Source organism: Streptomyces sp. NPDC015032 (assembly GCF_043080425.1).
GTDB lineage: Bacteria > Actinomycetota > Actinomycetes > Streptomycetales > Streptomycetaceae > Streptomyces.
The window spans coordinates 1-12,987 of sequence record NZ_JBIBVN010000080.1 but is presented as its reverse complement, the minus strand read 5'-3'; the positions used below and the strand labels follow the sequence as shown (position 1 = coordinate 12,987).

General features: G+C 68.3%; 8 protein-coding genes. 6 read left to right on the top strand and 2 right to left on the bottom strand.

What is annotated here, in order from left to right:
- Positions 1-256: 256 nt before the first annotated feature.
- Together ACF08M_RS40760 and ACF08M_RS40755 are read left to right on the top strand one after the other, a co-directional pair.
- Positions 257-1,555: a DUF6986 family protein gene (locus tag ACF08M_RS40760; protein WP_392190366.1), complete on the top strand. Its 1,299-nt coding sequence runs from the start codon at positions 257-259 to the stop codon at positions 1,553-1,555.
- Between the two features lie 167 nt (positions 1,556-1,722).
- The gene (locus tag ACF08M_RS40755; protein WP_392190365.1) at positions 1,723-4,410 is read left to right on the top strand and encodes an NACHT domain-containing protein; all 2,688 of its coding nucleotides are present in this window, start codon (positions 1,723-1,725) and stop codon (positions 4,408-4,410) included.
- A 14-nt stretch (positions 4,411-4,424) separates the two neighbouring features.
- Here the strand turns inward: ACF08M_RS40755 and ACF08M_RS40750 are convergent, their stop codons facing one another.
- On the bottom strand, positions 4,425-5,453 hold the full coding sequence (locus tag ACF08M_RS40750) for a LacI family DNA-binding transcriptional regulator (RefSeq protein WP_392190364.1): 1,029 nt from the start codon (positions 5,451-5,453) through the stop codon (positions 4,425-4,427).
- Positions 5,454-5,634: 181 nt separating this feature from the next.
- Here ACF08M_RS40750 and ACF08M_RS40745 point away from each other — a divergent pair, with 181 nt between their 5' ends.
- On the top strand, positions 5,635-6,585 hold the full coding sequence (locus tag ACF08M_RS40745) for an ROK family protein (RefSeq protein WP_392190363.1): 951 nt from the start codon (positions 5,635-5,637) through the stop codon (positions 6,583-6,585).
- A 433-nt stretch (positions 6,586-7,018) separates the two neighbouring features.
- On the opposite strand, the gene ACF08M_RS40740 is transcribed toward ACF08M_RS40745, so the two are convergent.
- Positions 7,019-9,049, bottom strand: coding sequence for an NPCBM/NEW2 domain-containing protein (locus ACF08M_RS40740; protein WP_392190362.1), 2,031 nt, complete (start codon positions 9,047-9,049; stop codon positions 7,019-7,021).
- A gap of 267 nt (positions 9,050-9,316) precedes the next feature.
- On the opposite strand from ACF08M_RS40740, the gene ACF08M_RS40735 reads away from it, so the two are divergent.
- From ACF08M_RS40735 to ACF08M_RS40725, 3 genes are all read left to right on the top strand, one after another.
- Entirely contained in the window at positions 9,317-10,606 is a 1,290-nt protein-coding gene (locus ACF08M_RS40735; protein ID WP_392190361.1) for an ABC transporter substrate-binding protein, read from the top strand.
- A 47-nt stretch (positions 10,607-10,653) separates the two neighbouring features.
- Entirely contained in the window at positions 10,654-11,568 is a 915-nt protein-coding gene (locus tag ACF08M_RS40730) for a carbohydrate ABC transporter permease (protein ID WP_392190360.1), read from the top strand.
- 110 nt (positions 11,569-11,678) lie between these two features.
- Positions 11,679-12,494: a carbohydrate ABC transporter permease gene (locus ACF08M_RS40725; RefSeq protein WP_392190359.1), complete on the top strand. Its 816-nt coding sequence runs from the start codon at positions 11,679-11,681 to the stop codon at positions 12,492-12,494.
- Positions 12,495-12,987 lie beyond the last annotated feature (493 nt).

Sequence of the window (12,987 nt, the reverse complement as noted above, 5' to 3'; positions counted from 1 at the left end):
GACCTCGTCGACTACGGCGTCGTCGGCGACCTCTTCCAGGTCGTGCCCCAGCTCACCGAAGAGGTCAACTCCCGCAAGGGCTGACCCGCCCTCTCTGGCACAGTCCCGGTGGTCCGGGGCCGCGTGGTGTCCACTCACCACCCGGCCCCGGACCGCTTTCCCTCACCATTGACGCAGATCCTGCGGCCTTATAGCTTCACCATACGGATTGCTGATTCCAGGACGCGGAAATGGCGTAGTCGTGGAGGGTGCGGAGATGGGACAGCAGGAGAAGGTGGCGACGAGCCTCGCCGGTGTGGTCAGCGAGGAGATCAGCGCCTCCCTCACCGCGGTCGACGCCGAGCTCGCCCGCCGCTACCCGGGAGACCCGGGCACGCGCCAGCCCGTCCACACGGTCTACGTCCCCGGCGACACGTTCACCGCCGGTACCATCCGTTCCTGGGGCGACCAGGCGCTTCGGGCCCTCGACGAACACGCCCCCGACGCCGCCTCGTTCGCCGCCGTCCTCGGCATCCCGGACGAGCTCGCCGCCCCCGTCCACGAGCGGGTGCGCGCCAAGCTGGAGCGCGAGCCCGTCGAGGACCTGCGCATCGACTTCGAGGACGGCTACGGCCCCCGCTCCGACGCCGAGGAGGACGAGGCCGCGGCCCGGGCCGCCCGGCTCGTCTCGGAGGCGTACCGGAACGGAACAGCCGCCCCGTACATGGGTATCCGGATGAAGTGCATGGAGGCCGCCGTACGCGACCGGGGCATCCGCACCACGGACATCTTCCTCACCGGTCTGATGCAGGCGGGCGGTCTTCCCGACGGGCTGGTCCTCACGCTCCCCAAGGCGACCTACCCCGAGCAGGTCACCGCCTTCGTCCGGCTCCTCGAAGCGTTCGAGCGGGCGCACGGGCTGCCGGCCGGCCGGCTCGGCTTCGAGATCCAGATCGAGACCAGTCAGTCCATCCTCGCCGCCGACGGCACCGCCGCCGTCGCCCGTATGATCGATGCCGCGCGGGGCCGCGTCACCGGCCTGCACTACGGCACCTTCGACTACAGTGCCTGCGTCGGCGTCAGCGCCGCTTACCAGGCCGGCGACCACCCGGCTGCCGACCACGCCAAGGCCGTCATGCAGGTCGCCGCCGCGGGTACCGGTGTACGGGTCTCGGACGGCTCCACCAATGTCCTCCCGGTCGGCCCCGCCCACCAGGTCCACGAGGCGTGGCGACTCCACTACGGTCTCACCCGCCGCGCCCTGGCCCGCGCCTACTACCAGGGCTGGGACATGCACCCCGGTCACCTGCCGACCCGTTACGCGGCCGTGTACACCTTCTACCGCGAGGGCCTGGAGCGGGCGGCCGCGCGGCTCGCCGCGTACGTCGCGAAGGCGGGCGGCGACGTCATGGACGAACCCGCCACGGCCAAGGCGCTCAGCGGATATCTCCTGCGCGGCATCGACTGCGGGGCCCTGGACACCGCCGAGGTCGCCCGTCTGACCGGGCTGACGCGCGCGGACCTGGACGCTTTCGCATCGCGGCGGCGGGGAGGGCTCACGGCGGGGCAGGCGTGACGTCCCTCCCGGCCCGACAACGGGCAGGAGGCGCCCGGTACGCGAAGCTTCGTTCAACGGCTCTGTGGCGAGGGGCTCTTGGCCGAAACGCGGGAGGCGTCATCAGAGGGTGTTCTACGCTGGCGCGACAACGGCCGATGGTGCCGTGAGCACCTCTCGGAGACCAGATGGAACCGGCCGCCATCGGAGCGCGCCTCGCGTCGAGCGTGGTGAGCCCGCTCATCAAGAAGCTGTTCCTGTCCGAAGGCCCCGGAGCCGGCCTGGTCGACAAGCCCATCCGGGTATCCGCACTCATCTCCTTCCGGGGCGAGAAGCGCACACTCTCGGACAAGGACCTCCACGCGATCGCGGAAGAACTGGTCAGACGCGCAGCGCAGTCGACCGGCGTCGAGGACGTCCTGCCGACCTTCGAGAAACGTGCCGTCGCCAACGCGGTCGCCGATTCCCTGCGTGTCATGGGAACGCTCGACATGGAGGACGTGCAGGCAGTAAGGCTGGGGCATCTGGGACTCTCCCGGCGTCTGCGGTCCCAGAGCAGGCCGGCCACGCTCGGACTGTCGAGTGACGCGGTCACCCTGCATGCGAGCGTGCTGGACACTGCCTGCCTGCACATTCTGAACTTCTTCACTCAGCGGTCGACCTTCGTGCCGCGCACCCTGGTCGAGCAGAGCCGGTCCATCGAAGAACTGACGCTGAAGATCGACTCGTTGATCGCGCGCGCTCCGTCCCCGGCCGACGGGCCGTTCGAGGACCGGTACGCCGGATACATCGCGGCCAAGCACGGCAAGCTGAGCATCTTCGGCCTCGACCTCTCCGGAGCGCCGGAAACCTGGCGGCTCGACGCTGCCTACCTGAGCCTGGACGCGGCGGGCGAGGCCACCAGTACCGGACCCGTGCTGCTTTCGGCCGATCATGTGCTGGCCGGGCGCAACCGCGTACTCCTGCGCGGTGTGGCCGGTTCCGGAAAGACCACACTGGTGCAGTGGCTGGCAGTCTCCGCCGGGCAGAAGGCGCCGGACGAGCGCCTTCTGTACCTGTACGGACTGGTGCCGTTCGTGCTTCCGCTGCGCACCCTGACCAGGGGCGGCGCCACACTCCCGGCGCCTCACGAATTCCTCTCGGCGGTGGACTGCCCCATCGCGGCTCTTCAACCACCCGGATGGTTCGACCGGGTGCTCAGGGCGGGGCGCGGGCTCATGCTCATCGACGGCATCGACGAGATTCCCGAGGACGACCGCAACGATGCCCGCCGCTGGCTCCGGGAACTCATCAGTGTGTACCCCGCCAACCGGTGGCTGGTGACTTCCAGACCGTCGGCGGTGCAGGAACACTGGCTGGTGAATGAGGAATTCGCCGAACTGGACCTCGCGCCGATGAGCAGGGACAACATCGCCGAGTTCGTCGAGCGCTGGCACAAGGCGGCCGGTATCAGCGATCAGTACGCGAACGAGCTGCTACGGGCGATCCGTGCCAAACAGGACTTGGGCAGGCTGGCCACGAACCCGCTCATGTGCGGATTGATATGCGCGCTGCATCAGGACCGCCGCGGCTACCTCCCCGAGGGGCGCAAGGAGATCTACGATGCGGCCCTCTCCATGCTGCTCTTCAGGCGTGACCGCGAACGCGGGGTCTACAAGTCGGGTTCGATCTACATCAGCGAGGCGCACCATATCCAGTTGATCCAGAAACTCGCCTACTGGATGATCCGCAACGGCCGCTCCGAGATGGACCGCGGCGATGCGGTCGACCTCCTGGGGCAGGCACTGCCGATGATGCCGAAGGTTGACGAGCAGGGAACGGCGGAGGAGATCTACCGATATCTCTTGGTCCGCAGCGGCTTGTTGCGCGAACCGAGCGCAGACTCCATGGATTTCATCCACAGGACTTTTCAGGACTATCTCGGGGCGAAGGCCGCGGTGGAGGGCCTCGATTTCGACTTTCTCATCGCGAACGCGCATCTGGACCAGTGGGAGGACGTCATCAGGATGGCCGTCGCCCATGCGCGGCCGACGGAGCGGACGCGGCTGCTCACCGGCCTCATCAGACGGGACGACGTCTCCCGGCACGGCATGAACAGGCTGCACCTGCTCGCGGCCGCCTGCCTGGAGCACGCGACCGAGCTGGACCCGGCGGTTCGCATGGAAGTGCAACAGCGCGCGGCCGCCCTGATCCCGCCGCGCTCGGCCGATCAGTCCCGCGCGCTCACCGAGGTCGGCCCGGTCGTGCTCGATCTGCTGCCAGGTCCGCGGGAAGCGGCGACCGGCGACACGCCGCTCGTTCCGGAAGAAGTGAGCCCCGAGGAACAACTGATCGCCGATGAGGCGTACTTCACCGTGCTGACCGCCACGCGTATCGCGACCGATGCCGCGATCACCGTTCTCGCCCGGTACCGCGGGCACCGGGATCCGCGTGTGCGCACGGAACTGGTGCGGGCCTGGAGCAGGTTCGACACCGACCTCTACGGCAGGGAAGTCGTTGCCCACGTCAGCGAGGAAAGCATCTACTTTCCGGTGTCCAACCTGCGTGAGCTCCGCGCGCTCCACGACTTCGGCGGCCGCTCCCGCATCAAGGTGTCCGGTGAGTTCACCACCGCTGACTTCGTCAATTCATGCCGCAGCGATCCTCTGACCCATCTCTGGGTGGATGCCGGCATGGGAGGCACGTGGGGCTGGTTGCACAACTTTCCCCATCTGCGCTCACTCACCATCGAGACCCCGCTGCCGCACATCGATGTCAGCAGCCTGGCCCAGGTTCTCTCCCTGCGTACGATCCGGGTACCGGAGGGGACGGCCGCCGTAGGCATGGACAGGCTGCCCCCGTCGATGGAAGTCGTCCGCGAACTGCCGCCCGCCTGAACGCCCCCGGACGCTCAGGCAGGCGGCAGTTCGCCCGAGCCGCGCGGGATGAGCGTGGTGGGGAGCTCCACCCGGGCCGGGGCGTGGTCCGCGCCGTCCAGGCGGCGGAAGAGGTGCTCCGCGGCGGTGCGGCCGACGGCGGCGGCGTCCTGGGAGATGACGGTGATGCCGAGCAGGTCGGCCAGTTCGATGTCGTCGAAGCCGACCAGGGCGACCCGGCGGTCCTGCTCCGCGAGGACCCGCACCGCCGTCACCGTCACCCGGTTGTTACCCGCGAACAGCGCGGTGACGGGCTCCGGGCCGGAGAGCATCTTCTCGGCTGCGGCCCGGACCCGGCCGGGGTCGGTCGAACCGAGGGATACCCAGGAATCCTTCACCGCCGTCCCGGCCTCCGCCATGGCCGCGTGGTAGCCGCGCAGTCGCTCGGTGGCGGTGTGGATGCGCGGCTGGTCCCCGATGAAACCGATCCGGCGATGCCCGTGGGCGATCAGGTGGGCCACCCCCTCCCGAGCACCGCCGAAGCTGTCGGAGAGGACCATGTCGGCGTCGATGCGGCCCGCGGGACGGTCCACGAAGACGGTGGCGATGCCCGCCTTTATCTCCGGCTCCAGATAGCGGTGGTCGTCGCCGGCCGGAATCACGATGAGTCCGTCCACCCGGCGCGCGCACAGGGCGAGGACCAGCTCCTGCTCGCGCTCCGGGTCCTCGGCGCTCGATCCGTTGATGAGCAGGGCGCCGTGTGCCCGGGCGACTTCCTCCACCGCGCGGCTCAGGGGCCCGTAGAAGGGGTCGGCGAGATCCTCCAGGACCAGGCCGATGGAGGCGGTGCGGCCCTTGCGCAGGACGCGTGCGCTGTCGTTGCGGCGGAAGCCGAGCGCCTCGATGGCCTCCTGGACCCGGCGTTCGGTGTCCGGCGTGACCCCGGGCTCGCTGTTGACCACACGGGAGACCGTCTTGAGGCCCACTCCGGCACGGGCGGCCACGTCCTTCATGGTCGGCCGGTTGCCGTAGCGGGTCTCGGGGTGACGGGCGGTCTCGGCCACGGTGCGCTGTCCTGTCGTCGGGTGTGGGCGGTCCGGCGGGCCCGCGAGTGGTGCTGCGGGGAGGCCGGGGGCTGTGCCGTCGAGCATAGGCCCTGGACAACGTTGTCAGCTGAATGGAGACTGGGCAGACTGAATACTGAAGCCGCAGGTCCCGCACTCAACCCATCACGGAGCCACACCGATGCATACCGACCTCGTCGCCGCCCTGGACGTCGGCGGCACCAAGATCGCCGCCGCGCTGGTGGACGGCAGCGGTGCGCTTCTCATACGTGCGCAGCGGCCGACGCCCGCCCGGGAGAGCGCCGAGACGGTGATGGGGGCCGTGGCGGAGGTCCTGGGCGAGCTGTCCGGCTCACCGCTGTGGGGCCGGGCGACGGCCGTCGGCATCGGCAGCGCGGGTCCGGTGGACGCCTCGGCCGGCACGGTGAGTCCCGTCAATGTCCCCGCCTGGCGTGACTTCCCGCTGGTGGAGCGAGTCGGCAAGGTGGCCGGCGGACTGCCCGTCGAACTGGTCGGCGACGGCGTCGCGATGACCGCGGCCGAACACTGGCTGGGTGCGGCCCGCGGGTACGACAACGCGCTGTGCATGGTCGTGTCGACGGGGGTCGGCGGCGGCCTCGTTCTCGGCGGAAAGCTGCACCCTGGCCCCACGGGCAACGCCGGGCACATCGGCCACGTCAGCGTGGATCTGGACGGCGATCCGTGTCCATGCGGTTCGCGCGGCTGCGTCGAGCGCATCGCCAGCGGGCCGAACATCGCCCGCCGGGCGCTGGAGACGGGCTGGCGGCCCGGACCGGACGGCGATGCCTCGGCCGCCGCCGTGGCCGCCGCCGCGCGCGCCGGGGACGAGGTCGCCATCGCGTCGTTCGAGCGGGCCGCGCAGGCGCTGGCAGCCGGAATCGCGGCCACCGCCACGCTCGTCGAGATCGACATCGCGGTGATCGGCGGGGGAGTGGCCGGTGCGGGCGAGGTCCTCTTCGCTCCGTTGCGCCGTGCCCTGCGCGGGTACGCCACCCTCTCCTTCGTCCAGCAGCTCACGGTGGCCCCGGCGGTCATGGGCACCGATGCGGGGCTGGTGGGCGCGGCGGCCGCGGCGGGACGGGTGGGTTCGGTCGGAGCGGTGGCCGTCTGAGTTTCCCGTTCGGATCACGCCCTCACCGGGTCGTCTCCGCACAGGACGGCGTCGGACGGCTCGAACAGTTCGTCCGGACGAACGGTGAGGAAGGAGCAGAACTCGCCCCGGATGCATGGCAGTTCCGTCCATGCCTCGCGTCGGGAAGCTTGTTCCTTGCCGCCCGACAGCAGACACGGGTTCCGGCAATCACGGAGTCCTGCAGGCTGCCCTGCTCGCAGTCCGCGTCGAGGGCGGGCGCAGTCTGCTGGTCCAGTTCGGCATCGGCCCGGTCCGCGACGCCGTGGCCGACGGGGCGTGCGTCGCCGGACGGGCGGGACCGGTGTTCCGGTGCCCGTCCGACGATCCGAGGCGCGGTGCCGAGGTTCGCGGCACCCAAGGCGCGGCACGGCCGCGACCGCGATTTCCCGTCATCTCTCCCGCGGTTCGTCGGTCAGCAGGTGATCCGCAGGTCCGCCCAGTCCGCGTGATCGGAATCGATGCCGTCCCCGCCGTCGGTGACCACCAGACGGATCACCTGCGCGCCGCTCACGTCCGCGGAGAGCGACTGCGCGGGCATCGCGTTGGTCAGTATGCCGGTTGATGCCACCTTCCTGCCGTCGGCCCGGACCTCGAAGGCGACCGTGCCCCCGGTCTCCGCCTCGTCGTCGACCCCGACCTGCGCAGTCACGGCGCCGCACGCCCCGCCGGTGTAGAACTCGACGGAGCTGTCGGCGTGCACACCGAGGCCCTTGGTGAAGACCGTGCCGCCGATGGTGATCGGATTCCCGTCGCCCGCCCTGCTCTCGCCGTTGCTGGTGTCCTTCTCGACCGGGCCCCAGTCGTTGGTGGCGGAGAGTTGGGGCAAGTCGCTCAGGTAGCTGCCGCCCGCGGGCGGCACGACCACCACATGGGCCCGGAACGGGACCGTGGAGCTCACCCGTGTCCCGGCCGGAGAGCGGTACCGGGCGGTGAGCGCCAGATCGTAGGTGCCGGTGGCCGTTCCCGCGGGGGCCGTGACCCGCCAGCGAGTGGTCAGTGCCCGGCCGGTGGGCAGGGCCGGTGCACCGGTCGGCGATGCCGCCTTCACCTGCCAGCCGGAGGGGCCGGTGAGTGCCGCGGACACGTTTGCGGCGGGGGTACGGCCGAGATCGGTCACCGTCGTCCTCAGTGTGGCGGTGCGGCCGGCTTCGAGCAGCGGGCTTCCGTTCAGACCGAGTTCCACAGCGGGCGGCTGCGCGGCCCAGTTGCCGTCGGCGGCGATGCGCAGCAGTACGGTCCCGTGCGCCGGGACGGTTGCGGAGACGCTGCCCGCCGTGTTGTACGTCGTGTGTTCCCACAGGTCGCGCATGGTGTACGCGGTGGCCTTCGGCAGTCCCGCCGCCTCGGCCGTCGTCGAGATGCGCTGTGCGCTGCCGGTCTCGTTGAACAGGGCCACGACGCGGCTGCCGTCCCGCATCTCCTTGGTGACGACCCAGCGCCCGCCAGTGGAGGAGAGCACGGTGCCCTGCTTGCCCAGCGGGTCCTGATCGACCGCGATGACCTCGTGGTTGGAGAGGATCTCGAAGGTTTCGGGGCCCGCCCTGCGCAGATCGGAGCCGATGAGCAGAGGGGCCGCCATGACGGACCACATGGAGAAGTGGGTGCGGTACTCCGTGTCCGTCATGCCGCCGTTGCCGACCTCCAGCATGTCGGGATCGTTCCAGTGCCCAGGGCCCGCCGCGGCGGCCAGGCGCAGATTCTGCTTCATGATCGACAGCATGCTGCCCCAACTGTCGTTGATGTCGCCGGTCGTGCGCCAGAGGTTGCCGAGTTCGCCGGCCCACTCCCAGGGCCTGTTCTCGCCCCATTCGCAGATGCTGTAGACGATGGGGCGGCCGGTCGCGGCCAGCGCGTCCCGCATCGTCGTATAGCGCTCTTTCGCGTCGATACCCTGGTTGTTGCAGTTGTCGTACTTGAGGTAGTCGATGCCCCAGTCCGCGAACTGCCGTGCATCGCTGTACTCATGGCCGAGCGCGCCCGGAAGTCCGATGCTGTCGCAGGTCTTGGTGCCGGCACTGGTGTAGATGCCGATTTTCAGGCCCTTGGAGTGGACATAGTCGGCGACGGCCTTGATGCCGTTCGGGAAGCGCTGCGGATCGGCCTCCAGTTCGCCGTCCGCATTGCGCTGCGGCTTTGCCCAGCAGTCGTCGAGATTGACGTACTGGTAGCCGGCATCCTTGAGGCCCTTCTCGACGAAGATGTCGGCGATGCCCTTGACCATCGATTCGTTGAACTCGGCGCGGCAGTGCGTCGAGTTCCAATTGTTGAACCCCATCGGAGGTGTGAGCGCAAGACCGTTACCGGCCTGCGGAACCGATGCGGGAGCGGGTGGGGCCGCGGTTGCGGGAACGGTGGTCCCCGCAGTGCAGAGCAGTCCGGCCAGCAGCGCTCCGATGAGTCCGCGGCGGCCGGTTCGGGTCGTACAGGTTGGAAGATGACGCATCGTTACGTTCCTCCATACTCACGCATGATCGGATGGCGGCATGTGCACGCCAAGACGTGCGATTACGTTAGGGCGTGTTGAAGTCTGTTGGAAGAGGTGTGGTGCCGCTTGTCCGGCATCTCGTCAAAACCCTTGACTGAGGCGTAAGTTGGGAGTGAGATCCAATCGCACGTTCGGTTGTGTTGGGTTGCATCTCCAGAGGGGCTGGGCATGACGCAGTCTGATTACGGCAGGTCAGGTATACCGGGCAGCGTCGCAGGACATCGGATGTCCAGGCGAAGTCTGCTGCGTGGTGCGGCAGTTGGCGCGGGAGCTGTGGCCCTGCCGTCGTTGCTCGCTGCCTGCGGGACCGGTCCCGGCGGGGACGGAAAAACGATCACCATGGGTTCGAATTCGTCCGACCCCATTCCGAAAAGGGCCTTCGCGGATGCTTTCGCGGCGTACGAAGCGCAGTCGGACGGGCGGAAGGTGAAGGTCAACACCGTCGACCACAACACCTTTCAGGAGAACATCAACAGGTATCTGCAGGGCAAGCCGGACGACGTCTTCATGTGGTTCGCGGGCAACCGGATGCAGTTCTTCGCCGAGAAGGGCCTGCTGCACGACATCAGCGACAACTGGCAGGAATACAAGGGCTTCTCGGCCGCCCTGAAAGCCCAGTCCACCGGCGCGGACGGCAAGCAGTACCTCACGCCCTACTACTACTACCCATGGGCCGTATTCCACCGCAAGAGCCTGTTCGCCGACCGCGGCTATCAGGCACCGAGGACGCTCGACGAGTACGTGGCTCTCGCCAGGCAGATGAAGAAGGACAAGCTGGACCCCATCGCCTTCTGCGACAAGGACGGCTGGCCCGCCATGGGCACCTTCGACTACATCGACATGCGGACCAACGGCTACGAGTTCCACAAGAGCCTGATGGCGGGGGAGGTCGCCTGGACCGACAGAAGGGTCAGGGAGGTCTTCGACACCTGGCGCCGGCTGCTCCCGTACTGCCAGCAGGGCGCCAACGGCCGTACCTGGCAGGAGGCTTCCACCAGCCTCCAGAAGAAGGAGGCCGGCATGGCCGTGTTCGGCCTGCCGCACCCCGGTGCCCAGTTCCCCAAGGGCGAACAGGGCGACATCGACTTCTTCCCGTTCCCCGTCATCAACCCCGAGCACGGACAGGACGCGGTCGAGGCACCCATCGACGGATTCCTGCTGGCGAAGAAGTCGAAGAGCCTCAAGAACAAGAAGACCCTGGAGAGCGCCAAGGACCTGCTCACCTGGCTGGCCACCGGGAAGGCCGAGGACATCTACCTGAAGAGCGACCCGAACAACGTCGCGGTGAGCGACCGGGCGGACATCTCCGCGTACTCACCGCTCCAGAAGAAGGCAGTGGACCTGGTCTCCGGGGCGAAGCAGATCTCCCAGTTCCTGGACCGGGACACCCGGCCGGACTTCTCCTCCACGGTCATGATCCCGGCGATTCAGACCTTCATCAGCAACCCGGACGACGTGGACGGCCTGGTCAACGACATCGAACGGCAGAAGAAGACCATCTTCGCCGCCGACTGACCCTGGACGACCCCCGATGGAATCCCACTGAACCTGGAGTACCGACCGTGTCGTTCCTCTCGGCGCGGCGCGCCCGGCGGCGGGTCTCGCGGCGATTCACCGGCCGCGACCTGGCCGTACTCGGTGTGCTGCTCGGCATACCCGTCCTGCTCGACATCGCCGTCGTGTGGGGACCGACCCTCGCCTCCGTCGTGCTCTCCTTCACCAGCTGGGACGGCATCGGTGACATCAAATGGGTCGGTACGCAGAACTACGCGAACCTCTTCACCAACTACCCGCAGTTCTGGCCCGCCGCCCGGCACAACCTGCTCTGGCTCGCCTTTCTGGGCCTGGTCGCCGCACCGTTCGGGCTGCTGCTCGCCGTGCTCATCGACAGAGGCGTGCGCTTCAGCCGCTTCTACCAGTCGACCCTGTACATGCCCGTCGTGCTGTCGCTCGCCGTGGTCGGCTTCATCGCCCAGCTGATCTTCTCCCGCGACCAGGGCGCCCTCAACGCGGTCCTCGGGAACACGGACTCGCCGACCGACTGGCTCGGAGACCCGGACCTCAACATCTGGATGGTCCTGCTGGCCGCGGCCTGGCGGCACACCGGCTATGTGATGATCCTCTACCTCGCCGGGCTCAAGGCCGTCGACCCGTCGCTGAAGGAGGCCGCGGCGATCGACGGGGCGGGCGAGGCCCAGACCTTCTTCCGCATCGTCTTCCCCACGCTGCGCCCGGTCAACGTCATCGTCGGTGTCATCACCGTCATCGAGTCCCTGCGCGCCTTCGACATCGTGTACGCCGTCAACCACGGCCGCAACGGGCTCGAACTCCTCTCGGTGCTCGTCACCGACAACATCATCGGCGAGGCCAGCCGTATCGGCTTCGGCTCCGCCATCGCCGTCGTCCTGCTGGCCGTCTCCCTGGGATTTGTCGTGACGTATCTGGTCCAGGAACTCCGAGGGGAGAAGAACCGTTGACTGTCCATGCCGCTCCCCCCTCGGCCCGCCCCACCGCCCCGCGGACGCCACCGGCCCCGGCCGCACGGCGTCGGCCGCGCCCCGGCAGAATCGGCGTCCACGCCTTTCTGATGGCGGTCTCCCTCGCTTTCCTCGCACCGTTGCTGCTCGCGGTGTACGCCTCGCTGCGGCCGTACGACGAGACTTCGGCACACGGCTACTTCTCGCTGCCGCGCCACCTCTCCCTGGACTACTACCGCCAGGCATTTTCCGACTCCGGCATGACGAAGCACTTCGTCAACACCTTGATCATCGCGGTCCCGGGGGTGATCGCCACCCTCTTCCTCGCCTCGTTCGCGGCGTTCGCGCTGGCCCGTCTGAAGGTGCGCGGCGGGCTCGTCCTGCTGATGCTCTTCACCGCCGGGAACCTGCTGCCGCAGCAAGTGATCGTCACGCCCCTGTACGTCGTGTTCAACCGCATCCCGCTGCCCTACTGGATGTCCGACTCGATGACGATGTTCGACTCGTACTGGGCCGTCGTCGTCGTCCAGATCGGTTTCCAGCTCGGCTTCTGCGTCTTCGTCCTGGCCAACTTCATGCGCACCCTGCCGCAGGAGATCCTGGAAGCCGCCATCGTCGACGGCGCGGGCGTCTGGACCCAGTACCGGCGGATCACCCTGCCGCTGTGCCGCCCGGCTCTGGCCGCGCTCGGAACGCTTCAGTTCACCTGGATGTACAACGACTTCCTGTGGGCTCTGGTCTTCATCTCCGACGGCGACAAGCTCCCCATCACCTCGGCGCTGAACAATCTCAGAGGCCAGTTCTTCACGGACTACAACCTGCTCGCCGCGGGCTCGGTGATCGTCGCACTGCCGACGCTCGTGGTGTTCCTGCTGCTCCAGCGCCACTTCATCGCGGGGCTCACGCTGGGCTCCGGCAAGGGGTAGTGACGGGCCCGCCCGGAACGTGCCCCGCACCGCGGCGCCCGGCCGCGGTGCGGGCCGGGACCTCTCCACGGGAACGGCGAAGACTGCGCGGAAGCGTGAAGACGTCGACGAGCATCGTGCTCGGCCGGCGTGACGGTCCTGCTCCGGATTCCTCTCGGACTCCGGCCGTCCGTCAGGGCCGCGTGGGGGGTTGCGGACTCCAGCAGGAGGAGGTGGCCCGAGGGCATTCGGCGGCTCCGTTCGGGTAACAGCATCGCCACAGCCGGGTTTTCGCGGCAGGGTGTTGCGGGCAAGCCACAGGGGGCTACGGAAGAGGGGGAACCGTGATCGTCTGGATCAACGGTGTGACCCGGAAAGTCGCTGGTCAGCGGCTTACCTGCAGGAACGTCCTCCGGGCATCTAGTGTCTCGCGCCTCAAATAGCGAGTTTAAGTTCGTTTCGCCTTTTGTGGTGTGTTGATCTTTTCGAGGTAGTCGGCGAGCGAGTTGAGGAT